Here is a 22,446-nt window from a genome sequence, read left to right as displayed (position 1 = left end):
TCAGCCCGGCGGGGGCTCGACCGCACCAGGCAGGCGCAGCCGAGGAGGTAAGTGATCGAAGAGACTGGCGAAGCCCAGGTCGAGGCCGGTGCGCTCAAGCACCGACAGTGCCGCCTGCTCCGCCTGTTCCGGTTGACGCAGGCGAATGGCCTCCATCAGCAGACGGTGGCGCTCCATGCTGTCGCTAAGCTCCGCGGCACTGTGATTGGAAGTCTCCACCAGCAGGCCGATGGCCGGCTTGAGCATATGGCTAAGCTGGGACCACAGCAGGTTGTGGGTGGCCGCGAAGATCGCTTCGTGGAACGCCACATCATGCTCGTCGTGGCTACGCCCTGCCCACCGGCGGTCGGGGGAGCTCAGCGCACCGATCATGTTGTGCCAGGCGGTCTCGATGGCCAACAGGTCGGCGGCGGTGGCGTTTTCGGCGGCCAGGCGTGCCATGAAAGGCTCTACCGCCACGCGGAAGGCGAAGATATCGCGTTGAATGCGAGGGTTGGGCTGGGCGAAGCGTGCCATCCAGTCGCTGACCCGTGGGTCGAGCAGATGCCAGTCGGTCAGCTCACACACCCGGCTGCCCTGCCCCGAGATTCGTACCACCATGCCCCCCGAGACCAGCTGCTGAAGCGCGCTGCGCACCGTGCTTCGGCTGACACCGTAGGTGACACAGAGGTCGACCTCTCGGGGCAGAAAGCTGCCCGGTACGTAATCTCCGGCGAAGATGCCGCGCGCCAAGTCCTCGGCGATGTCGGGTTTCTGCGGTATCGGCATGGAGAATGACTCTGTTCGACCTTTCGCACATTATGTCCGACATAGAGTGGAACAGATTGCGACCATCCGCCGCTAGACTTTAGTCGACCCCAGAAGGCAAGACCCCGCCAGGCGGAGTGCCTGGCGGGGTCTTGAAATAAGGCGCGGCGACGGACAGGCCCCGGAGGACCCGTCAGTCGTGATCAGCGATAGACCGGGAACTCGGCGCAGACGGCCTCGACCCTGGCCTTGACCTCAGCCTCGATGGCTGCGGTGTCTTCCCCCTTGGCCATCACATCGAGAATGTCGCAGATCCAGCCGGCCAGATCCCTGCACTCGCCCTCGCCGAAGCCCCGGGTGGTCACCGCCGGGGTACCGATGCGCAGCCCGGAGGTGACGAAGGGGCTCTGGGGGTCGCCCGGCACGGCGTTCTTGTTGACGGTGATATGGGCACGGCCCAGGGCGGCATCCGCATCCTTGCCGGTCAGCTCCTGCTTGATCAACGAGAGCAGAAAGAGGTGATCCTCGGTGCCACCGGAGACGATGTCATAGCCTCGCTCGAGGAACACGCCGGCCATCGTCTGGGCGTTCTTGACCACCTGCTGCTGATAGGTCTTGAACTCGGGTGCCATCGCTTCCTTGAAGCAGATCGCCTTGGCCGCGATGACGTGCTCCAGGGGACCGCCCTGGCCACCCGGGAAGACCGCGGACTGCAGTTTCTTCTCGATCTGCTCATCATTCTCGCTGGAGAGGATCAGGCCACCGCGCGGCCCACGCAGGGTCTTGTGGGTCGTGGTGGTCACCACATGGGCATGGGGCAGCGGGTTCGGGTAGACACCGGCAGCCACCAGGCCCGCCACATGGGCCATGTCGACCAGCAGATAGGCGCCCACCTCATCGGCGATCTCGCGGAACTTGCCCCAGTCGATGATCTGGGAGTAGGCGGAGAAGCCGGCGATGATCATCTTGGGCTGATGCTCACGGGCCAGCTTGGCGACTTCGTCGTAATCGATGCGACCGGACTCGTCGATCCCGTACTGCACCGCATGGTAGTGCTTGCCGGAGAAGTTGGGCTTGGCCCCGTGGGTGAGGTGGCCACCGGCATCGAGACTCATGCCGAGGATGGTATCACCCGGCTTGACCAGTGCCTGGAAGACGGCACCGTTGGCCTGGGAACCGGAGTGGGGCTGAACGTTGGCATAGGTGGCACCGAACAGCTCCTTGGCGTAGTCGATGGCCAGCTGCTCGACGATATCTACATACTCACAGCCGCCATAGTAACGCTTGCCGGGATAGCCTTCCGCGTACTTGTTGGTCAGCTGGCTGCCCTGGGCTTCCATGACCCGGGGGCTGGCGTAGTTCTCGGAAGCGATCAGCTCGATGTGCGCCTCCTGACGCTGCACCTCCTTCTGCATGGCATCAAAGAGGGCGTCATCGAAACCGGCAATCGTCATGTCACGGCTGAACATCGGCAGAAAACCTCGTATCACGGGGGGTTGAGTCAATCACGGCATGATACCCCAGCCCCCCGCCCCTTTCACATGAATCGATGTCACCCCTGATCGCGAAGCACTCATTTTCCCGGTCTGTTCCCGGGGTCAGCGCGCCTCCACCTGCATCGCAAAGCGCTCGGGCAGTGCCAAGGGATCCTCGGCGAAGCTCTCGAGACGCTCCTCGGCGGGCAGGTCCAGGGTGACCACCAGCTCCTCGGCACTTCCGGCCATCAGGTCGACCAGGCCATGGAGCAGGTCGCTCACCTGAGGACCGAACATCATCCCGAAACCTTCGGCCTGGGTCCGCGCCTTCTCGAGATACTCGGCTTCACTGACGCCCTCCATGGTCGCTCCCAGGGTCATCAAACGCCCGAATAGGCCTCGCTCGGCGAGGCTCAATACCAGATGACCGCCCCCGAGGCTGGCCTCTTCCAGCAGTGTTCCGTCAGCCATCAGCTCGGCAACCTCCGCCCCTTCCGGCAAGGCCAGCAGACTCTCCAGATCGAGGGCCAGGGACAGCGCATCGCGCAGGGCCAACTCGCCATTGCTGACCAGGCGCCCCTCCCGCTCACCCGAAGGCGCCCACTGGGCATCGAAGCCGCCATCCAGGCGAAGCTGACCGCTACCGTCGGTCAGTACATTGCTGACCATGCGCATCTGGGTACGCTCCTCTTCGGGCGCAAGCGCGATCAGGCGGTTCAGGTCGACCTTCAGCGCCTCGAGTGACAGCCCGCCCTCCTCGTCTTCGAAGTTACCGTCCAGCTCGAGCCCTACCAGGGACGCCAGCTTCCCCTCGGGATGATCGAGGCTCAGTTCGGCCAGGCTTATCACCTGGAACCACTGCTCCGCCAGCGTCTCGTCGTCGAGAGGCGGCACGGCACTGCCAGGCGCCTCCACCACGATGCTGCCGATGTTCAGCAACAGGTCTTCCTCGAGCTCCTGTGGAGCACCCTCCAGTTCGATGCCTTCAACACGGATGCCCTCGAGGGTGACGGTATCCGGATGCGCGTAGTCCCCCTCGACCACATAACGCTCGATCAAGAGCGTCTCGCCATCATGGCTCTCGAAGCGCAGATCCTCGGCGCGGGTCTCCCCGCCCAGCAGCGAGGTGGAGAGGTCGCCGATGGTAAGCTCGCCATGCTCGGCGACCAGAGCCCGCAGGTCGCTGCCGAGACGCTCGGCATCGGCGAATACGGACGAGCTGGCCAGCAGGGAGAGCGCCAGGGGCAGGGCCAGGCGTGGCAGAGTGGTATTCGGGAATCGCATGGGATCACCTCCTGTGTGATCGTGGAATCAGGCCACAGTCTAGACTAGAGAACTATTCTTCACTTGCGATGCCCCTGGCCGTCAAGGCCCTTTCAAGTCTCGCCCAACAGCCCCAGGCTGATGGCAGGAGCCTGGCGGCGCAAATTCCGGGAGAGCAGATGCCCGATGGCCCCGATCAACAGGGCCCCGCCCAGTGGCAGCACCAGCCATAGCCAAAGATGCAGGCGCGGCGCGAGATCGAGCCAAGCCAGGTAGAGCGCCGCGGCGGCCAGCTCGGCAAGCAGCGCCCCCATCAGACCACTGGACAGGCCGAGAATGGCAAACTCCGCACCCTGTATCCGGGAGAGCAGGCGATTACCGGCACCGAACACTCGCAGCAGGCCACTCTCATGGGCGCGCACCGGAAAGCTGGCGGTCAGCGCCGCGTAGAGCACGCTGACGCCGGCCAGCAGCACGAAGATCAGCACCACTTCCACGGCGCGAGTGACCCGGCTCAGCAGGTCTCGCACCTGGGCGAGGATGGCATCGACATTGAGCAGGGTCACGCCGGGAAAGTCGCGCACCAGGCCACGCTGCACCTCGCGTTCCGCGTCGTCGAGATGGAAGGCGGTGATATAGCTGTGGCCGAAGCGCTCCAGCACCCCGGGCGGGAAGATGACGAAGAAGTTGGGGCGAAAGCTGTCCCAGTCCAGGTCACGCAGGCTGTTCACCTCGCCGACGATCTCGGCGGCACCGATGGTAAAGGTCAGGGTGTCTCCCAACCCCAGGCCAAGTCGCTCGGCCAGGCCATCCTCCACGGAGATTGGCACCCGCTCGGCCTCGGGCGACGTGGCGGCCTCGCTGGCCACCTCGGCATACCAGTCGCTGGGCTCGCTGCCATCCTGTCCACTCTCCTGTCTACCTCGCTGCTTGTCGAACCAGGTGCCGGCGACCAGGCGATTGCCCTCCGGCAGCGTCTCACGCCAGGTGAGGTTGAGCTCACGGCGCAGGGCATTGTCGCCGCGCGCCTCGGCGGGCACCGCCTCGCGCGGCGTCATGTCGTTGATGGCGGTGATACGCCCGCGCACCATGGGGTAGAGAGCGCTGCGGGCATCGGCGGCACCGCTGAGGGATGCCGCGAAGGCCTCGCGCTCGTGGGGCTGGATATTGATGGCGAAATAGTTTGGCGTCTCTGCGGGTAGCTGCGCCTCCCAGGTGGAGAGCAGATCACCACGCACCAGGGCGATCATCGCCATGGCGAAGAAGGTGACCGCGAAGGCCAGCAGCTGGCCGAGGCTCGCGGTGCGTCGGCGTGCCAGCTGGGCACCGCCCAGCCGCAGCGCCTGGGCCACACCCGCCTCGCGCCCGTCACGCGGCAGGCGGGCCGCCAGGCGCAACACGCCGCCGAGCAGCAGCGAACCCAGCCCCCACAGCACCATCAGCATCACCAGGCCGCCCAGCAGCAGGCCCAACGCCAGACCCGGGTCACCCGAGTAGAGCCACAGCAGCCCACCGAATACGCCGCTGGCTACCGCCACCACCAACCAGGCCGAGGCGGGCAGCGGGTCGAGCTCGCGGCGCAGCACCTTGAGGGCGCTGACCCTCTTGAGTCGCAGCAGGGTGGGACCGGCGAAGCCTACCAGCACCGCCAGGGCGGTAAACACCCCGAGCCATAGCGGCAGCGCACCCGGGGGCGGCAGTTCCATGGGCAGCAGTGCCGTCAGCAGCGCCAGCAGCGCGGCCTGACCGGCCAGGCCCAGCAGAGCTCCCAGCAGCGAGGCCGCCAGCGCCAGCCACAGCAGTTGCAGGCCGAACAGGCGGCTCAACTCGCCCTGGGTGGCGCCGAAGCAGCGCAGCAGCGCGGCGGTATCCAGATGGCGATCGACATAGCGTCGGGTAGACATCGCCACCGCCACCCCGGCCAGCAGCACGGCGGCGAGCCCGGCCAGGCTCAGGTAGCGTTCGGCACGCTCCAGGGCACTGCCGAGCCCGGGACGGTCGCGACGCACGTCGCGGACCTCGACGCCGTTGCGGCGCAGCCGCTCCAGCAGCGGCGCCAGGTCGTCGAGGATAGCCGGCGGCCCCGCACCGAGCAGCTCGAAACCCACCCGCGAGCCATCCTGGACCAGCTCGGTGGCCGCCATGTCGTCACGATGCATCATCAGCCGCGGGTTGAAGCTGCCGAAGCCCGCGGACTGATCCGGTTCGCGCTCCACCACGCCACCGACGGTCAGCTCGCTCTCGCCCAGGCGTACACGGTCGCCGATCTCGGCCTCGAGCAGCAATGCCAGGCGGGGCGCCAGCCACACCTCTCCCGGAGTCGGGCCGTGAGCCACCACCTCGAGCCCCTCCCCCTGGTCGACATGTACCCCGCCATAGAGGGGATAGCGGTCATCCACCACCTTGAGGCTGGCGGGCTGGAAGGCGTCACCCAGGCTGATCATGGAGACCATGTCGACCTGATCGCTGAGCACCAGCCCCGCCTCCTCCAGGGTGGCACGCAACTCGGCATCGAAGGGGCGCCCCTGCTCCAGCACCAGATCACCGCCCAGCAGCTGACTGGCCTGACGGGTCAGGCCGCGGTCCAGCCGGTCCAGGAAGAAGCCGATCATGGTGGAGGCAGCCACCGCCAGGGCCAGGGCGATGAACAGCGCACGCACATCGGCGGCGCGCAGGTCGCGGGCAAGCCCCCGGACCGAGAAACGCACCAGGCGCAGAATGGAGAGACTCATGCGTCCACCTCGTCGAGCCGCATCTCCTCCAGACGGCCGTGATCGAGGCGCAGGCAGCGGTCACAGCGCCGCGCCAGGGCGTGGTCGTGGGTCACCAGCACCAGGGTGGTCCCGGCCTCGCGGTTAAGCAAGAACAGGGCATCGATGATGCGCTCTCCGGTCTCGGGGTCGAGGTTGCCGGTGGGCTCATCGGCGAATACCAGCTCGGCACCGGTGACGAAGGCGCGCGCCAGGGCCACCCGCTGCTGCTCGCCACCGGAGAGCTGCTTGGGCAGATGGTCGAGGCGCTCGCCTAGTCCCACGCGGGTCAGCCACTCCCTGGCACGCTGCTCGCTGTCCGCACGGGGTGAAAGTTCCAGCGGCAGCAGCACATTCTCCAGGGCGGTCAGGGTCGGCAGGAGCTGAAAGTTCTGGAACACGAAGCCGACACGGCCGGCACGCAACCGCGCCCGACCATCCTCGTCGAGGTCGGCGAGGCGCTGGCCGAACATCGCCAGCTCACCGCCGGTGGGCAGATCGAGTCCGGCCAGCAGCCCCAACAGGGTCGACTTGCCGGCACCACTCTGGCCGAGAATCGCCAGCGTTTCCCCGGGGAACACCGAGACGGCCAGATCACTCAGAATGGTGAGTTTTCGCTCACCGCTTCTCACCTGCTTGATCAGATGCTCGGCGTGTAGAATCGGCGTCATATCCGTACGAGAGGTCGCGTTCATGATGAAAAAGTTCCCTGAAGTTGCGTTGCGCCATCTCATCACCTGGCTGCTGGCGTTGGCCCTGTCGATGGGTCTCACCGTGGTCCAGGCCGACGAGCGTCCCACCCTGCTGGTGATGGGCGACAGCCTGAGTGCCGCCTACGGTATCGAGGCCGACAGTGGCTGGGTCAGCCTGCTGCAGGCGAGGCTGGAGAACAAGGCGCGGGTGATCAACGCCAGCATCAGCGGCGAGACCACAGGCGGCGGGGCAAGCCGCTTACCCGAGCTTCTCGGACAGCATGCCCCCGACATCGTTCTTCTCGAACTGGGTGGCAACGATGGCCTGCGCGGCCTGCCTCCCGGCCAATTCGAGGCCAACATGCGGCGCATGATCGAGGCCAGTCACGCGGCCGATGCCGAGGTGCTGTTGCTGGGGATCGATATCCCCCCAAACTATGGTCGGGCCTATCGCGACGCCTTCACCGGGGTCTACCGCCGCCTGGCCGATGATTTCGAACTACCGCTGGTGCCTTTCCTGCTCGATGGCGTGGCTCTGGATGACAATCTGATGCAGGAGGACGGCATTCACCCCACCGCCGCCGGCCAACCCATCATTCTGGAGAATGTATGGCCCAAACTGATGACGTTGCTGGAGATTGATCTGGACCTGGTATCAGACTAAACCTTAACTCACCTGCTGCCGGTTTAGTGGAGACAGCCCCCATTTCTGGACCCTGCCCATGCCTTCGCCGCCGCATTCACAATTACGCTACTCGCGTCGTGGTCTGCTCGGTGGAGGCTTGGCTCTGTTGACGACGCTATGTATCGGCGGCTGGCCGGGGACAGCCGCGGGAAGCTTCAGGCCCGACCAGCTACGCCTGGTGATGCGTACCCGCTATGGCGACTCGGGCAGCACAATCCTTGAGGAGTGGTTCACCCTACTCGAGCGATTGGCCAGCCAACCCTTGCGGACGCAGCTTCGCGACACCAACGACTTCTTCAACCGACGCATTCGCTGGCTGGATGATATCGATATCTGGGGCCAGGAAGACTATTGGGCCACGCCGCTGGAGACCATGGGCAAGGCCCAGGGCGACTGCGAAGACTTCTCCATTGCCAAGTACATCACCCTTACGCACCTTGGTGTGCCGACCCGGCAGCTACGCATGATCTATGTGCGTGCCCGCATCGGACGTCGACGGGTTACCCAGGCACACATGGTGGTGGGTTATTACGAGACACCCACCAGCGAGCCTCTGGTCCTCGACAACCTGTTGACCACGATCACACCCGCTGCCCAGCGGGTCGATCTGGACCCCGTATTCAGCTTCAACAGCGATGGCTTATGGGCCGCCGGCTCGACACGGTCAACCGCCAATCCGGTACAGCGCCTGTCGCGGTGGAGCAGCGCACTGACTCGGATGCAGGAGCAGGGGTTTTTATGATTTTCCTCTGCATCACGATACCAACCGCCTTGTTCTCACCGCGAAACCTTGCAGGGGAGTGGCCGCCATGTCGCTGATAAAACAACTGTGGATCACGATTCTGGTGATCCTGCTACTAGCCCTGGGCGGCAGCCTGGCGATCGGGCTAACGGCTCTGCGGAATTACACTGAGCAGGAAATTCGGATCAAGAATATCGATAACGTCAATGCCCTGGCACTCTCGATAAGCCAACTGGACAAGGATCCGGTCGTTATCGAACTGCTGATGGCCGCTCAGTTCGATACCGGTCACTACCAGCTGATCGAACTGCACACCCCCGGTGGAGAGCTGATTGCTCGGCGCGAGGCCGACGACCCTGTCGATAAGGTGCCTGGCTGGTTCGTCGACCTGGTACGTTTCGATATCCCCTCCAGCCAGGCGGTGATCCAGAACGGTTGGCAACAATACGGTACCCTGACCCTGCAGAGCCAGCATGGCTTCGCCTACCAGTCCCTATGGCACGGCACCATACGGTTGGTCGCCTGGTTCGGCCTGGCCGCTCTGGTCGGCCTGCTGCTCGCCGGCTGGATCGTGAGAACCATCCGCAAGCCACTAGAAACCGTGATCGCCCAGGCCCGGGATATCGGCGCACGACACTTTACTAACAGCCCCGAGCCGCGGACTCGGGAGCTGCGCCAGGTGGTTCAGGCCATGAACCGGCTCTCCAATTCCGTCAGGCAGATGCTGCATAGCGAGAGCGAGAAGCTCGACAAACTGCGCCGCCGGCTGCAGCAGGATAAAGCGACTGGCGCCCTGGGACGCGATGCTTTCATGACCCAGCTGGCTGCGCATCTCGAAAGCAACGATGAGCGCGCCAGTGGCTGCCTGGCGATGGTGCGCCTGAATCAGCTTCCCGACGTCAACCAGCATCTGGGGCGGGCCCCCACCAAGGCACTGCTCAAGAACCTGAGCCAACGCCTTCACAGGGTCGTCCAGACCCAGGGCGATGGCGTCGTAGGCCGCCTGAATAGCGGCGACTTTGCTCTTCTGATACCGGGTAGCGAGAACAACGGCGCACTGGGCAAGGCCCTGACCGCCGAGCTGGAGGCCCTGCGGAACAGCGAGACTTCGCGGGAACTGGAGCTGTTCTCGGCCCTCTGTCACTATGCACCTGAAGATACCATCAGCACGCTGATGGCCGGCCTGGATGCCGCCCTGGCCGCCGCCGAAGCCCAGGACGGCCTGGGTCAGCAGTGGGTCGAGAGCCAACCCGGCAATCTGCTCTATACCAACCGCGCCGACTGGCGAAACGCCCTGGAACGCGCCATCGCACAGGGGCCCCGGCTGGCCAGTTTCCCGGTGATCGATGCCCACGGCAATCTGCTACATCATGAGAGCCCCGCTCGCCTTCACCTCAAGGGCGAGTGGCGAGCGGCGGGCACCTTCATGCCCTGGATATCGCGTCTCGCACTCACCACGTCTCTCGACCTGGCAGTTGCCAAGACCGCCATCGATTCCATCGTCCGTGACCACACTCCCCTCGGAATCAACCTCTCGCTCGCCTCGATTCGCGATGCACACTTCCTTACTCGTCTGTCAGACCTGCTCAAGGCACACCCCGAACAGGCCCGGTTACTGTGGTTGGAGCTGCCAAAATCCGCCGCCCTGCGCGACCCGGAGCGATTCCGTCTGCTGTGCAGGGTGCTGCTGCCGCTAGGCTGCCGTATTGGTCTGGAGCATGTGGGGAACGAGTTTTCTCGCCTCGGCGAGCTGCAGGGTAGCGGCCTCTCCTTCCTGAAGTTCGACCGCAGTCTGGTTCAGGGCATCGAAACGAGCCAGGAGCAGCAGACGGTCCTGCTTGGCATGGCGACCCTCTGTCGCTCCCTGGGCGTGCTGACGATTGCCGAGGGTGTTGCCAACGACACCGAGTGGCAAACGGTGCTCGACCTCGGTCTGGATGGCGTCACCGGTCCCGGCGTTCGCTTGTAGCACCGCCGAGAGCGCTCATGAAGGATCACACAGTCAACGCTTCCGGTTCGACTCGCGCGACTCAATGGCCTCGTCGAAGACCCTGACTCAAGGCGCCTTCTGCCACTGCTGCAGCCCGAGTCCGCCGAGGATCAGGACCAGGCCGATCAGGGTGGAGGGCAGAATCGGCTCACCCACCACCAGGTAGAGCAACAGCAGCGATACCGGCGGCGAGAGGAAGATCAGGTTGGAGACCTTGGCCGTTCGCGACACGCCGTGCACGGCGAGCTGCCACAGCACGAAGGCGATCCCCATCTCGAACAGTCCCACATAGACACCGGCTCCGAGCGCCGGCCAGCCATGCCACTCGAACCCGGGGCCGGCGATCAGCAGCAGCGTCAACACCGGCACTCCGACGCTGAAGTTCTGCCACTGGGCCACCAGCGGGGGCCGATGGTCACGGGCGTTGAGCAGCCAGTAGAGCGCCCAGACCAGCGTCGAGGCCAGCGCCATTCCGACCCCGAGCGGATCGGCGAAGGCCACATCGAAGATGGCGCCACGGGTGGCGATCACCCACACCCCGGCGTAGGCAACAAGGCCCGCCAGCACATCGATACGCGTCAATCGCTGGCCGAGGAGCGGTACCGCCAGAAACGCCATGGCCAACGCCCAGGTATAGTTGAGCGCCATGGCTTCCTGCCCAGGCAGGCGGTCATAGGCACCGAACAGCACCAGGTAGTAGGCCACCGGGTTCATCAGCCCGGCCCAGGCGGCGGTACGCCAGCCCCGCCGCAACGCCTGGCCCAGTCGTCCCTCGCGTGCCACCAGGATGCCGATCAGCGCCCATGAGACCAACGAGGCGAGCCACATCAGCTCCAGCGGGGTCATGTACCCCAGCGCCACCTTGAAGGCGGTGGCCACGGTGGACCACAGTGCCACCGCGCCGAGGCCGTAGAGCATGGCCTGACCATCGCGGGTCATGGTGACACCTGCATGCGTCTAGAGCAGTCGAAGAATCTGATAGATGACACGGCGGCCTCCCTGTCGCGACAATGGGCCACCATCCTACCAGCGAGGAGCCCCCATGGCCGCACCCGATATCAGTCAGCACCGCCTCTATGAGTGGCTGACCGGCGACGATGACAGCCGGATGTGCAAGGACATCCCCGACGAGGCGTGCGACGAGCAGCCACGCAGCTTCTTCCTGCATCTGATCGCCTCGCTGGGCAACAAGCTGGCCGACGAGCTGTCCAGTGCGCGGCTGGTGCTGCCCTGGCTACTGGGGGTGATCGGTGCCCCCCTCTGGATGATCGGCCTGCTGGTGCCGATCCGCGAGTCCGGCGCCCTGCTGCCACAGCTGTTCGTGGCCGGCTTCATCCGCCTCAAGCCCCAGCGCAAGTGGGTATGGGTGGCCGGTGGGCTGCTCCAGGCGGCAGCCGCGGCGTGCCTGGCCCTGCTGGCGCTATTCGGCTCCGGCGGCATCGGCGGCAGCCTGGTGCTTGTCGCCCTGGTGGCGCTCTCGCTGGCCCGGGGGCTCTCCTCCATCGCCACCAAGGATGTGCTGGGCAAGACCATCGCCAAGCAGCGCCGTGGCAATCTGATGGGCTGGAGCGGCAGCGTGGCGGGCGCCGTGACCCTGGCCGCCGGCGGCGTATTGATGCTCTTCGAGGACCGCCAGGGGGAGGTCGCCCTGGCCGTGCTGCTCGGGGTGGCGGCGCTGGGCTGGGCGCTGAATGCCCTGTGTGCGGCGCGTATCCATGAGGCGCCTGGTGCCGTGGAGGGCGGCGAGAATGCCTGGGACAGCATCAAGCTAGGCCTGCGCCTGCTGCGTGAGGATCGCGCCTTCCTGCACTTCAATATCTCGCGCACCCTGCTCCTGGCCAGCGCCCTGGCACTGCCCTGGGTGGCACTGCTCGGCCAGCAGCAGAGTGGCACCGAACTGGGAGGCCTGGGGGTGCTGATCGTGGTGTCGGGACTCGCCGGCATGCTGGCAAGCCCGGTATGGGGAAAGCGCGCCGATGCCTCGAGCCGACGGGTGATGCGCGATGCTGGCCTGGGGGCAGCGGCCTGCTGCCTGCTCGGCGCCACCATCGCCTGGCTGCCGGGCGACTGGACCCGGACGGTATGGCCCTATGCGCTGGTCTATGCGCTGCTGGTGGTCGTACACGCCGGGGTGCGGCTGGGTCGCAAGACCTATGTGGTCGACATGGCCAGCGGCGACAACCGCGCCCTCTACGTGGCGCTCTCCAACACCATCACCGGGGCACTGCTGCTGGCGGTGGGTGGAGCGGTCGGTGCCCTCGGCCAGTGGCTGGGCAGCCCGGCCCTGCTGGTGATACTCGCCGCCATGGCGCTGGCCGCCGCCGCCAGCGCCAGCCGGCTGCCCGAGGTGGAGTAAAGAGACGGAGCAAGCAGATGACACGGAAAAGCCAGGGTATGCAGCATGCCGAATTGAAATCCACGCGGTCGCTGGCCATGATAACAGGCACACTTGACCGCAATTGGCATGCCGTCAGCCCAGTGGCCAGGACAGGATCAGCGCCGGTAACAGCCCCATAATGGAATGCTTAACATGAAACGATCTCCACTGATCAGCCCGGACCTGCTCGAGCGCATCGTCGACGCCTCCGATGATGGCATCGTGGTTGCCGAACAGGAGGGCGACGAGACTATCCTGATCTATGTCAACCAGGGCTTCGAGCGCCTGACCGGCTACAGTGCCGACGAGATCCTCTATCAGGACTGTCGGTTCCTGCAGAACGATGATCGTGACCAGGAGGGGCTTGTCACCATTCGCAAGGCGCTGGCCGAGGGGCGCCCCTGCCGAACGATACTGCGCAACTATCGCAAGGACGGCACCCTGTTCTGGAATGAACTCTCAATCACGCCGGTCCACGACGAGGACGACAACCTTACCTATTACATCGGCGTGCAGAAGGACGTTACCGAGCGAGTCGAGGCCCAGCAGGAACTGGAGCGCGTCAAGGCCGAGCACGGCCTGGATTGACCACCCTGAACGATATCGCACCCAAAGGGCTTGCACTTCTCGATTTTTAGCATTATATAGCGCCCAGGCAGCCATGTTGTGACCGAGTGTTGTGACCGAGTTGCCTGGGCGCTTCGGATTCCACGGATGCACGGGGAAGAGAAGCGATATGTGATCGGTCGGCACGGGTCGACCACTGGCCATGGGAGGAACGCCACATGCGCCGTGAACACCTTCTCGATTCCGATGATGACACTGATCGGGAATCCGCTGATGCAATGAACGATGACGACTACGCTCCGCCCCGCGCCTCCAGTCGCGCCGACACCCTGCGCGCCCGACGCCGCGTGGAGTCACTGCTAGAGGAGCGGCGCCTGCGTCGTGCCATCGAGGATGACTGGGCGATCGACGAAGAGGAGTAGGCCCCGACCGAGCGCTCACTCCAGTGGCTGGCCTTTACCCGTTGCGGGCACTATCATCCGTGGGTCAGCCAATCCTCCAACCAAGTGGAACTCCATGGCGCAATACGTCTACACCATGAACCGGGTGGGCAAGATCGTGCCCCCCAAGAAGCAGATCCTCAAGGATATCTCTCTCTCCTTCTTCCCGGGCGCGAAGATCGGCGTACTGGGCCTCAACGGCGCCGGCAAGTCGACCCTGCTGCGCATCATGGCAGGCGTCGACACCGAATTCGAGGGCGAAGCGCGCCCCATGCCGGGCATCAACGTCGGCTACCTGCCCCAGGAGCCCCAGCTCGACGACGACAAGAACGTTCGCGAGACCGTGGAAGAGGCGCTGGGCGAGATCAAGGATGCCCAGGAGAAACTCGACGCCGTCTACGCCGCCTATGCCGAGCCGGATGCCGACTTCGATGCCCTGGCCAGCGAACAGGCTCGTCTGGAAAATATCATCGAGGCCTCGGACGCTCATAACCTGGACCGCAAGCTGGAGGTGGCCGCCGAGGCCCTGCGCCTGCCGCCCTGGGATGCCCGCGTCGGCAATCTCTCGGGGGGTGAGCGGCGCCGCGTGGCGCTGTGCCGCCTGCTGCTCTCAAGCCCCGACATGTTGCTGCTCGACGAGCCCACCAACCACCTGGACGCCGAGTCCGTGGCCTGGCTCGAGCGCTTCCTGCATGACTACAGCGGCACCGTGGTCGCGATCACCCACGACCGCTACTTCCTCGACAACGTGGCCGGCTGGATCCTCGAGCTCGACCGCGGTCAGGGCATCCCCTTCGAGGGCAACTACTCGGGATGGCTCGAAGCCAAGGAGAAGCGCCTCGAGCAGGAAGCCAAGCAGGAGGCCTCGCGGAACAAGGCCATCAAGCATGAGCTTGAGTGGGTGCGCAGCAACGCCAAGGGTCGCCAGGCCAAGAGCAAGGCGCGCCTCAATCGTTTCGAGGAGATGCAGTCCGGCGACTTCCAGAAGCGCAACGAGACCAACGAGATCTATATTCCGCCCGGCCCGCGGCTCGGCGACAAGGTCATCGAGTTCCACGGCGTCTCCAAGGCCTTCGACAACAAGCTGCTCTACGAGGACCTGGACTTCACCATTCCGCCCGGTGCCATCGTCGGTATCGTCGGCGGCAACGGCGCGGGCAAGTCGACGCTGTTCAAGCTGATCACCGGCAAGGAGCAGCCCGACACCGGCGAGGTGGTGGTCGGCGAGACCGTCGATATCGCCTATGTCGAACAGCTGCGTGACGCCCTGGATGACAAGCAGACCGTGTGGGAAGCCGTCTCCGACGGCCAGGACATGCTCAACATCAACGGCTATGAGGTCTCCTCACGGGCCTATGTGGGTCGCTTCAACTTCAAGGGCAACGATCAGCAGAAGCGGCTCAACGAGCTCTCCGGCGGTGAGCGGGGTCGTCTGCAGCTGGCCCAGACCCTCAAGCAGGGGGCCAACGTGCTGCTGCTGGACGAGCCTTCCAACGACCTGGATATCGAGACCCTGCGCGCCCTCGAGGAGGCCCTGCTGGCCTTCCCCGGCTGTGCCCTGGTGATCTCTCACGATCGCTGGTTCCTCGACCGGATCGCCACTCATATCCTGGCATTCGAGGGCGACTCGCATGTGGAGTTCTTCGAGGGCAACTACACCGAGTATGAGGCAGATCACAAGAAGCGTGTCGGCGATGACACCCCGCATCGCATGAAGTACAAGCGCATCGACGCCTGACGTCTCAAGACCGCACTATCGCCCCCTCGCCCGACAGGCAGGGGGCGTTTTCGCTGTGTGGGGTTGCTCCCTGCCACGCGACAGGCCATAAGGGAGTCAATCATCGCGAGGACTCTATCATGCGCGTCTTGCTGTACTGGCCCATTCATCTGTTCAAGACCTTTCGGCAGAGTATTGCCTACCTGCCCTCTCTGCTGGCGCTGGCCTATGCGGTGTTGGCCTATGTGTCACTCTTTCTGCCGATCTCCGACGAGCAACTTCCCTCCCTGCTGGTCAAGCTGATCGAGCCACCGGAAAGCACCCGCTCGCTGCTCGCCGCCCTGCTTGGCGGCATGATCTCGTTGATGGTATTCAGCTTCTCGATGGTGATGTCGGTACTCTCCCAGGCCGGCGGTCAATTCTCCCATAAGCTGGTATTTGGCCTGATATCGGAGCGGCATCATCAGAGAGTCCTGGGTCACTATCTGGGCACCATCCTCTTTGCCCTGGTGCTGCTGATGACCCCGGATGTCACCGAGGGCATCGCGACCTGGCGGACGCTGGCGATCTACCTCGCCTGCCTCATGGTCATTCACTGTCTCGCCCTGTTCGTCTACTTCATCCACAACGCCTCCCAGTCGATACAGGTCGACGCCGTGGCGGCCGACCTGCACCGGACTACCCTCAGCTCGATGCAATCCCTGCAGTCCTGCCAGAATGGCGAGGAGTGGCGAACCCTCTCTACCTGCATCTCCCCCACCACCTCCGATCACCCCTATCACCCTGTAAATGCCCGGCAGGCGGGGTATCTGCTGAATGCCGACCTCACTACCCTGGCAACCCTGGCGGAGCGTGCCGAGGGCACCCTGCACCTGCATTTCCACTTCGGCGACTACGTGGTGGCGGGCATGCCGATCCTCTCGCTGGAAGCCCCGGAAGCGCCCGATTCGGACTGGTGCGATGAGGTGCGCGCCACGCTGACCTATATGGAGGGGGAGTCGATCGGCGAGCACTACGTGTTCGGCATGACGCAGCTGATGGAGGTGGCCCTCAAGGCACTGTCACCGGGGATCAACGACCCCGGCACTGCCCGGCTGTGCCTGCATCGCCTCACCGACCTGCTGCGCCGACGCCTGGAGTGGCGGCCCTGTGACGCGCTCTTCGACCAGGACGGCGTCTGCCGAGTGACCTGGCGGGTAGAGGAGTTCGACAGCCTGGTTTTTCGGCTCTTCCAGCCCATCCTGACCTACGGCGGAGCAGACCTGAGCATCGGCCTGGAGCTGCTGAGATCACTGAAGACCCTCTCTCAGTTCGCCGATAACAAGGATATCAAGACACTCCAGGCCCATGCCGATCGCGTGGTGGAAGCGCTCGCCCAAACGGCAGATCACCCCCTGGATCGGCGCTTCGTCTCGGATCAATTGAATCGCGGCTCCCATCGCCTCTCGCTGCCGGATACCCTGCCCCGCCTCTCCTGACTCGCCACGTCAGTAGGGAGAGGGCTCCCCTTCCGGGCGTGTCTTGAAGCGCCGGTGCAGCCACAGATACTGTTCGGGGTGCTGGCGGATCGCCGCCTCGATCACGGCATTGATGCGGGCGGCATCGGCCACTTCATCATCGCTGGGAAAGTCTCTGAGTGGCGGCAGGTACTCGAGGGTATAGGTGCGATTATCGGCGTTGCGGTGGAAGACCAGCGGTATCACCGGCGCGCCGGTCATGCGAGCGATGCGTGCGGTCATCTTCACCGTGGCCGCCTGAATACCGAAGAAGGGCGCGAAGACGCTGACATCCCGGCCAAAGTCCTGGTCAGGCGAGTACCAGACCGCATGCCCCGCCTTGATGCGACGCACCACGCCGCGCAGGTCGTGGCGGTCGATTACCGCATCGAAGTAGGGGGCTCGGGCACGCCCCATGAAGCGGGCGAAGAGCGGATTGTCATGGGGTCGCTGCACGGCGTCGGCCCGAAAATAGAGCGAATGCAGGGCGGCACCCAGGTCGAGGGTCGAGAAGTGCACCCCGAGGATCAACGCCCCCCTCCCTTCCGCCTCCAGCCGGGCACGATGCTCCTGGCCCTTGAAGACGACGCGATGGCGAAGGTGCTCAGGATCTCGACACCAGCCCGTTGCGGTCTCCATGAGACCGATGCCGTTGGCGATAAAGGTCTCTCTGACCAGGCGGCGCTGCGCCTCATCACTGAGCTCAGGGAAGCAGAGCCTGAGATTGGTCTCGGTGATATGCCGGCGCCGCCCGGCGAGGCGTTGAGCGGCCAGGCCGATCAGCTTGCCGGCCCACAGCTTGAAGCGCCAGGGAAGCAAGGCCGCGATATGCATGGCGGCAATGGCCAACCAGACCGGCCAGTAACGGGGGTGAGCGAAGTTGGGGCGGTCAGGAGCGTCCCTGGACATGTTCGGTTCCTGTCGGGCTTTCAAGACGCTCCATGATACCGCCTCGGCACCCTGGGCAGCACCCCGGTAAGCAGGGTGTAGCTGATGGTATCGCAGTGGTGGGCCACCTCATCCACCGACAGCACCTCGCCGTTGGTGGACCGACCCCACAGCACGACCTCGCTGCCGATATCCGCCTCGGGAATATCGGTGATATCCACGGTGAGCATATCCATGGAGACCTTGCCGGCAATGACGGTGCGCTGGCCCGCGACCAGCACCGGGGTGCCGTCCACGGCATGGCGATCATAGCCATCACCGTATCCCGCCGCCACCACGCCGATGCGTGAGGGCCGGGGGGTGACCCAGCGCCCGCCGTACCCTACCGGCTCACCGGCAGGAAGCTCACGTACGGCGATGATCGCCGAGCGCAGGGTCATCACCGGCAACAGCCGGGAGGTCAAGGCGTTGGGCATCTCGAGGGGATCGCTGCCGTAGAGCATCACCCCCGGGCGATTCCAGGCACCATGGGCCTCGGGGTGCGCCAGGGTCGCCGGCGAGTTGGCCAGACACAGCGGCGCCCCCAGGCGTTCTGACAGGGACTCGAGCTGGGCCAGTTGACGCTTGAAATAGCTGCCATCGACCCGATCCGCGGTCGCGAAGTGGCTCATCAGGTGGAGGTCAAAGGCCTGCTCCGGCGCCGCCGCCAGACGCTGCCATGCCGCCTGTGCACGTTCGGGCGAGAAGCCCAGACGATGCATGCCGGAGTCCACCTTGAGCCACACCGGCACCGGCCGCGAGAGTCGCTGCCCCAGCAGGGCGTCGATCTGCCAGTCGCTGTGTACCGCGATCCACAGACCAAGCGCATCCACCTGGCTCATTTCATCCGCGCTGAAGATGCCCTCGAGCAGCACGATGGGGGCGGTGATACCCGCCTCGCGCAGCGTCACCGCCTCTTCGATGCAGGCCACCGCAAAGGCGGGCGCGATGTCCTCCAGGGCTCGTGCACAGGCAACCGCACCATGCCCGTAGGCATCGGCCTTGATCACGGCGACGCTGCGACTGAGGGGCGAGCACTCACAGGCGAGACGATAGTTATGGCGCAGGGCGTCGAGGTCGATCTCGGCGATCAGCGGCCGGGCCATGGCAAACTCCTGAACGATGGTTAATGGTCCAGCATGGAATTATCATTGGAAACAACCCCAAAATCACGCAAAAAGCCACCATATTAGTGGTGGCTTATCGCAACAACATGCTTAATTATCAAGAAAAATTAGTGTTTTTTGCTGTCCAAGAGTGTCAGGCAAAGATAGCGTCCAGGCTCAGACCCTGTTTCTCGAGAACTCGGCGCAGCTTCTTCAGTGCCTCCACCTGAATCTGTCTGACACGTTCACGGGTCAGACCGATCTCCTCCCCTACCTGCTCAAGGGTGGCCGCCTCATGGCCACGCAGGCCGAAGCGACGCACCACGACTTCGCGCTGCTTTTCGCTGAGCGCGGAGAGCCACTCATCCACAAGCTGCTTGACATCACCATCGAGCAGACTCGACTCGGGACCATCATCGCTGTCATCGGCAAGCGTCTCGATCAACGGCTTGTCGCTATCCCCTCCCACGGGATAATCCACCGACGAGATGCGCTCGTTGAGACCCATCATCTTCTTGACGGCTTCCACTGGCTTGTCGAGATACTCGGCGATCTCCTCCGCGGTGGCCTCATGATCGAGCTTCTGGGTAAGCTCGCGAGCCGCACGCAGGTAGATATTGAGCTCCTTGACCACGTGGATAGGCAGCCGAATGGTGCGTGTCTGATTCATCAGCGCCCGCTCGATGGTCTGACGAATCCACCAGGTGGCATAGGTGGAGAAGCGAAAGCCTCGCTCGGGGTCGAACTTCTCCACGGCGCGAATCAAACCGAGGTTGCCCTCCTCGATCAGATCGAGCAACGAGAGACCACGATTGAGATAGCGCCTGGCAATCTTCACCACCAGCCGCAGGTTGGACTCGATCATGCGTGAGCGACCCATGGGGTCGCCCTTCTGGGCCAGGCGACCGTAGAATACCTCCTCCTCGGGAGTCAGCAGCGGCGAGAAGCCGATCTCGTTGAGATAGATCTGAGTGGCATCAAGGCTCTGATGGCTGTAGCGATCCTCGCGGGTCAGTGCCTTCTCGAAGGCCACCTCATCGTCGGCTCCTGGCTCGTCGATGGCATCGACGATCTCCTGCTCCTTCTCCTCGAGCGTGTCCAGATCTACGTCCTGAAGGTCCCGTTCAAGCATGCTCATCGATGGCTACCCCGTGCTAGCGTCCTGTCGCCGACCCCTGGAGCATCGGCGAAACCGATTATTATTGTGTGACCCCCCCGGCGAGACTCCCTCACCGGGCGGCGGCATCAACGTGAGGGCAGGTAGTCCAGGGGGTTCTGGGGCTGACCATCCTTGCGCACCTCGAAGTGAAGCCTGACACTCTCGGCATCACTGTCCCCCATGGTGGCAATCACCTCGCCTGCCTCGACCACATCATTCTCGCTTACCTTCAACGTCTCGTTATGGGCATAGGCGCTGAGGAACTGGTCGTTGTGCTTGAGCAGGATCAGCTTGCCATAGCCCCTGACGCCGCTGCCCGCGTAGACCACGATGCCGGGCCCAGCCGCCTTGACAGGTTGCCCCTTTTGTCCGGCGATATCAATGCCGGCGGTAATCGCACTGCCATCGCCGAACTGGCCGACCACATCACCGCTCACGGGCCACTGCCAGGGCACCTCGGCGACCGGGGTATAGGTACGTGAGCCGCGCTCCCGGGCCTGGGTGCCACCGGCAACGGCGGTACCGGCATCGGCTCCGGTGGCCTCTTCTCTGGATGGCTCGCTGGCCGGCTCTTCCCTGGCTGGCTCTTCCCGGGTTTCGGTGTCGGCCACTGCCTGAGACTCGTTCGCCTCGTCGGTCGCAGGGGCGCCCTGCGACCTGTCACTCGCGGCATTCCGCTCGCTGCGTTCGGCCAGGTCCCGCTCACTCAGGCTGCCGTCGGCCCCTGGACTATCCGGCGAATAGACCGGCCCCGGCCCGCCATCATTTTCTCCGCTGGATGACGATGCCTGGACGCCCTCGGAGTCGCCGGGTGCAGCACCCGACCGGTCGCGGCGTGACACCGTTTCGGTCTCGCCACTCGGCAGCAGCCACTCCATATCACCGGAGCTGTCGTCGGCCTGGGCACCGCCGAGGGGGGTGGCCACCGCCACGGCACTGTTGCTCATGTCGTCGGCCTGCGGCGCCGACGGCTGTCCAGCGGCCCCCTCGCCATCGAGGACCAGTCGCTGGCCTGGCTGAATCGCGTAGGGAGGGCCAATACGGTTGAGGCGTGCCAGGTCGCGGTAGTCCATGTTATGGCGCCAGGCGATGCCATAGAGGGTATCCCCCCGTTCCACGGTGTAGTGGCTGACCGCCGTTTCGGCGCGACTGGCCGAGAGATCTCGCACCGGCACCTGGTTCGGGGCGCCCTGCTGGTTGGCACAACCGACCAGCGCCAGGGCCAGCCCCGAAATCATCAATACATTACGCATCAGAGCCTTCCTCCTTGTTGGTCTTTAGAGCTGGTCTCTTTAGAGCTGGTCTCTTGAGAGTGAGAGCTGGCTTCTCGAGAGCTTGCCTGTTGAGAGCCAGTCCCTCGAGCACTGGTTTCCTGAATGCCTGTCGCAGATGAGCCATTGTCTCGCACTGCCGCACTGCGTCGCCCCGAGCGATCCAGCAGCAGAACGGCGACTGCCCCCGCCAGCATCAGCGCCACCACCGCCACCAGCTGAGGGGCATCGCCGGTGAGCAGGGCGTAATCGCCCGGTGTCAGGTAGCGATAGTCCAGCGGAATCATCTGCCCATCCGGACCCAGCTGGTAGCGTACCAGCTCCCGCCATGGCCAGAGTAGCGGCAGTGAGCCGACAATAAAGCCTACCAGCAGCTGCAGGGTCGCGGTGTGGTAGCGATCGAGAAGCCAGGAGAGCAGCCGCGAAAAGGCAAACAGACCCACCGCACAGCCCATCCCGAAGAGTCCGATCAATTCCATGTCAAAGCCACGGATGCCATCCATCACGGTGCCATAGAGGCCCATGGTCAGCAGCAGGAAGCTGCCGGAAACCCCGGGCAGGATCATGGCGCTGATGGCGATGGCGCCTCCTGCCAGCAGCATCACCTCCTGGCTGCCCAGCTCGCTGATCAGCGGCATCAGCGAGGGCAGTCCGTTGGCCATCAGCAGACCGCCTATCAGTGGCAGGATATGCCACCAGCGCCAGTCGGCCGGATGACGGCTGACCACCAACGCCGATGCCAGCACCAGCCCGAAGAAGAAGCCGTTGAGCAGCAGCGGGTGGTCCTCGAGCAACCACACCGCCAGGTGGGCGACGCTGATCAGGCTGACGGCGATCCCCAGCAGCAACGGCAACAGGAAGGGCAGATTGAGATGGGCCACCAGGCCAGCCACCCCACCACGCCGCCACGCCCCGAAGGCACTGGGGCCGAACTGCTTGATGGTATGGATCAACTCCTCGTAGATCCCGGTGATAAAGGCGATGGTGCCGCCGGACACGCCAGGAACCGCGTCGGCGGCGCCCATGCCGGCGCCCTTCAAGA

At 64.5% G+C, this 22,446-nt stretch carries 19 protein-coding genes; 8 read left to right on the top strand and 11 right to left on the bottom strand.

Annotated features, from left to right (window positions below; all coding sequences use genetic code 11):
• From E0702_RS09240 to E0702_RS09220, 5 genes are all read right to left on the bottom strand, one after another.
• Positions 1–768 (bottom strand): FadR/GntR family transcriptional regulator, encoded by a 768-nt coding sequence (locus E0702_RS09240; protein ID WP_132043081.1) that lies wholly within the window; start codon positions 766–768, stop codon positions 1–3.
• A 182-nt stretch (positions 769–950) separates the two neighbouring features.
• Positions 951–2,216, bottom strand: coding sequence for a serine hydroxymethyltransferase (glyA, locus tag E0702_RS09235; RefSeq protein ID WP_132043079.1), 1,266 nt, complete (start codon positions 2,214–2,216; stop codon positions 951–953).
• A 129-nt stretch (positions 2,217–2,345) separates the two neighbouring features.
• Positions 2,346–3,506 carry a hypothetical protein gene (locus E0702_RS09230; protein WP_132043077.1) on the bottom strand — a complete coding sequence of 387 codons (1,161 nt, stop codon included), beginning with the start codon at positions 3,504–3,506 and terminating at the stop codon, positions 2,346–2,348.
• Positions 3,507–3,598: 92 nt separating this feature from the next.
• The gene (locus E0702_RS09225; protein WP_132043075.1) at positions 3,599–6,217 is read right to left on the bottom strand and encodes an ABC transporter permease; all 2,619 of its coding nucleotides are present in this window, start codon (positions 6,215–6,217) and stop codon (positions 3,599–3,601) included.
• Positions 6,214–6,930, bottom strand: a complete 717-nt coding sequence (locus E0702_RS09220) for an ABC transporter ATP-binding protein (RefSeq protein ID WP_132043073.1) — start codon at positions 6,928–6,930, stop codon at positions 6,214–6,216. Before E0702_RS09220 ends, E0702_RS09225 begins: the two co-directional genes overlap by 4 nt.
• On the opposite strand from E0702_RS09220, the gene E0702_RS09215 reads away from it, so the two are divergent.
• The 3 genes from E0702_RS09215 (at position 6,929) to E0702_RS09205 (ending at position 10,323) form a co-directional block, all read left to right on the top strand.
• Positions 6,929–7,591, top strand: coding sequence for an arylesterase (locus tag E0702_RS09215; RefSeq protein ID WP_439952326.1), 663 nt, complete (start codon positions 6,929–6,931; stop codon positions 7,589–7,591). The two genes, E0702_RS09220 and E0702_RS09215, sit on opposite strands and share 2 nt — an antisense overlap.
• Before the next feature lie 127 nt (positions 7,592–7,718).
• Positions 7,719–8,354: a transglutaminase-like cysteine peptidase gene (locus E0702_RS09210; protein ID WP_240721705.1), complete on the top strand. Its 636-nt coding sequence runs from the start codon at positions 7,719–7,721 to the stop codon at positions 8,352–8,354.
• Positions 8,355–8,421: 67 nt separating this feature from the next.
• Entirely contained in the window at positions 8,422–10,323 is a 1,902-nt protein-coding gene (locus tag E0702_RS09205) for a bifunctional diguanylate cyclase/phosphodiesterase (protein WP_132043069.1), read from the top strand.
• An 87-nt stretch (positions 10,324–10,410) separates the two neighbouring features.
• Here the strand turns inward: E0702_RS09205 and E0702_RS09200 are convergent, their stop codons facing one another.
• Positions 10,411–11,283, bottom strand: a complete 873-nt coding sequence (locus tag E0702_RS09200) for a DMT family transporter (RefSeq protein WP_132043067.1) — start codon at positions 11,281–11,283, stop codon at positions 10,411–10,413.
• Positions 11,284–11,386: 103 nt separating this feature from the next.
• Between E0702_RS09200 and E0702_RS09195 the strand changes: the two genes are divergently transcribed.
• The 5 genes from E0702_RS09195 (at position 11,387) to E0702_RS09175 (ending at position 16,923) form a co-directional block, all read left to right on the top strand.
• Positions 11,387–12,700, top strand: coding sequence for an MFS transporter (locus tag E0702_RS09195; RefSeq protein ID WP_132043066.1), 1,314 nt, complete (start codon positions 11,387–11,389; stop codon positions 12,698–12,700).
• A 174-nt stretch (positions 12,701–12,874) separates the two neighbouring features.
• Complete coding sequence (locus E0702_RS09190) at positions 12,875–13,309, top strand: PAS domain-containing protein (RefSeq protein WP_132043064.1); 435 nt, start codon at positions 12,875–12,877, stop codon at positions 13,307–13,309.
• Positions 13,310–13,506: 197 nt separating this feature from the next.
• The gene (locus E0702_RS09185; protein ID WP_132043062.1) at positions 13,507–13,710 is read left to right on the top strand and encodes a PA3496 family putative envelope integrity protein; all 204 of its coding nucleotides are present in this window, start codon (positions 13,507–13,509) and stop codon (positions 13,708–13,710) included.
• Between the two features lie 94 nt (positions 13,711–13,804).
• Positions 13,805–15,466 (top strand): energy-dependent translational throttle protein EttA, encoded by a 1,662-nt coding sequence (gene ettA / locus E0702_RS09180; protein WP_132043060.1) that lies wholly within the window; start codon positions 13,805–13,807, stop codon positions 15,464–15,466.
• Between the two features lie 119 nt (positions 15,467–15,585).
• Positions 15,586–16,923, top strand: a complete 1,338-nt coding sequence (locus tag E0702_RS09175; RefSeq protein WP_132043058.1) for a DUF2254 domain-containing protein — start codon at positions 15,586–15,588, stop codon at positions 16,921–16,923.
• A gap of 9 nt (positions 16,924–16,932) precedes the next feature.
• On the opposite strand, the gene lpxL is transcribed toward E0702_RS09175, so the two are convergent.
• From lpxL to E0702_RS09150, 5 genes are all read right to left on the bottom strand, one after another.
• The gene (gene lpxL, locus E0702_RS09170; protein ID WP_132043056.1) at positions 16,933–17,850 is read right to left on the bottom strand and encodes an LpxL/LpxP family Kdo(2)-lipid IV(A) lauroyl/palmitoleoyl acyltransferase; all 918 of its coding nucleotides are present in this window, start codon (positions 17,848–17,850) and stop codon (positions 16,933–16,935) included.
• A 20-nt stretch (positions 17,851–17,870) separates the two neighbouring features.
• The gene (gene alr, locus E0702_RS09165; protein WP_132043054.1) at positions 17,871–18,974 is read right to left on the bottom strand and encodes an alanine racemase; all 1,104 of its coding nucleotides are present in this window, start codon (positions 18,972–18,974) and stop codon (positions 17,871–17,873) included.
• A gap of 154 nt (positions 18,975–19,128) precedes the next feature.
• Complete coding sequence (gene rpoS / locus E0702_RS09160; RefSeq protein ID WP_132043136.1) at positions 19,129–20,106, bottom strand: RNA polymerase sigma factor RpoS; 978 nt, start codon at positions 20,104–20,106, stop codon at positions 19,129–19,131.
• Positions 20,107–20,219: 113 nt separating this feature from the next.
• Positions 20,220–21,386, bottom strand: a complete 1,167-nt coding sequence (locus E0702_RS09155; RefSeq protein WP_132043052.1) for a peptidoglycan DD-metalloendopeptidase family protein — start codon at positions 21,384–21,386, stop codon at positions 20,220–20,222.
• The gene (locus tag E0702_RS09150; protein ID WP_132043134.1) at positions 21,386–22,429 is read right to left on the bottom strand and encodes a DUF368 domain-containing protein; all 1,044 of its coding nucleotides are present in this window, start codon (positions 22,427–22,429) and stop codon (positions 21,386–21,388) included. The genes E0702_RS09155 and E0702_RS09150 overlap by 1 nt, the downstream gene beginning before the upstream one ends.
• Positions 22,430–22,446: the final 17 nt, after the last annotated feature.

The sequence above is a fragment of the Halomonas marinisediminis genome, assembly GCF_004347715.1.
Lineage (GTDB): Bacteria > Pseudomonadota > Gammaproteobacteria > Pseudomonadales > Halomonadaceae > Halomonas > Halomonas icarae.
The sequence above is the reverse complement of the archived record's forward strand: the minus strand, read 5'-3'. Positions and strand labels throughout refer to the sequence as shown.

Bases quoted from the DNA above. Each gene is read 5' to 3' on its own strand.
- E0702_RS09195 (WP_132043066.1), top strand. From the start codon at position 11,387: ATGGCCGCACCCGATATCAGTCAGCACCGCCTCTATGAGTGGCTGACC.
- E0702_RS09150 (WP_132043134.1), bottom strand. From the start codon at position 22,429: ATGGGCGCCGCCGACGCGGTTCCTGGCGTGTCCGGCGGCACCATCGCC.
- E0702_RS09190 (WP_132043064.1), top strand. From the start codon at position 12,875: ATGAAACGATCTCCACTGATCAGCCCGGACCTGCTCGAGCGCATCGTC.
- alr (WP_132043054.1), bottom strand. From the start codon at position 18,974: ATGGCCCGGCCGCTGATCGCCGAGATCGACCTCGACGCCCTGCGCCAT.
- E0702_RS09230 (WP_132043077.1), bottom strand. From the start codon at position 3,506: ATGCGATTCCCGAATACCACTCTGCCACGCCTGGCCCTGCCCCTGGCG.
- rpoS (WP_132043136.1), bottom strand. From the start codon at position 20,106: ATGCTTGAACGGGACCTTCAGGACGTAGATCTGGACACGCTCGAGGAG.
- glyA (WP_132043079.1), bottom strand. From the start codon at position 2,216: ATGTTCAGCCGTGACATGACGATTGCCGGTTTCGATGACGCCCTCTTT.
- E0702_RS09200 (WP_132043067.1), bottom strand. From the start codon at position 11,283: ATGACCCGCGATGGTCAGGCCATGCTCTACGGCCTCGGCGCGGTGGCA.
- E0702_RS09175 (WP_132043058.1), top strand. From the start codon at position 15,586: ATGCGCGTCTTGCTGTACTGGCCCATTCATCTGTTCAAGACCTTTCGG.
- E0702_RS09220 (WP_132043073.1), bottom strand. From the start codon at position 6,930: ATGAACGCGACCTCTCGTACGGATATGACGCCGATTCTACACGCCGAG.
- E0702_RS09185 (WP_132043062.1), top strand. From the start codon at position 13,507: ATGCGCCGTGAACACCTTCTCGATTCCGATGATGACACTGATCGGGAA.
- E0702_RS09205 (WP_132043069.1), top strand. From the start codon at position 8,422: ATGTCGCTGATAAAACAACTGTGGATCACGATTCTGGTGATCCTGCTA.
- ettA (WP_132043060.1), top strand. From the start codon at position 13,805: ATGGCGCAATACGTCTACACCATGAACCGGGTGGGCAAGATCGTGCCC.
- E0702_RS09215 (WP_439952326.1), top strand. From the start codon at position 6,929: ATGATGAAAAAGTTCCCTGAAGTTGCGTTGCGCCATCTCATCACCTGG.
- E0702_RS09240 (WP_132043081.1), bottom strand. From the start codon at position 768: ATGCCGATACCGCAGAAACCCGACATCGCCGAGGACTTGGCGCGCGGC.
- E0702_RS09155 (WP_132043052.1), bottom strand. From the start codon at position 21,386: ATGCGTAATGTATTGATGATTTCGGGGCTGGCCCTGGCGCTGGTCGGT.
- E0702_RS09225 (WP_132043075.1), bottom strand. From the start codon at position 6,217: ATGAGTCTCTCCATTCTGCGCCTGGTGCGTTTCTCGGTCCGGGGGCTT.
- lpxL (WP_132043056.1), bottom strand. From the start codon at position 17,850: ATGTCCAGGGACGCTCCTGACCGCCCCAACTTCGCTCACCCCCGTTAC.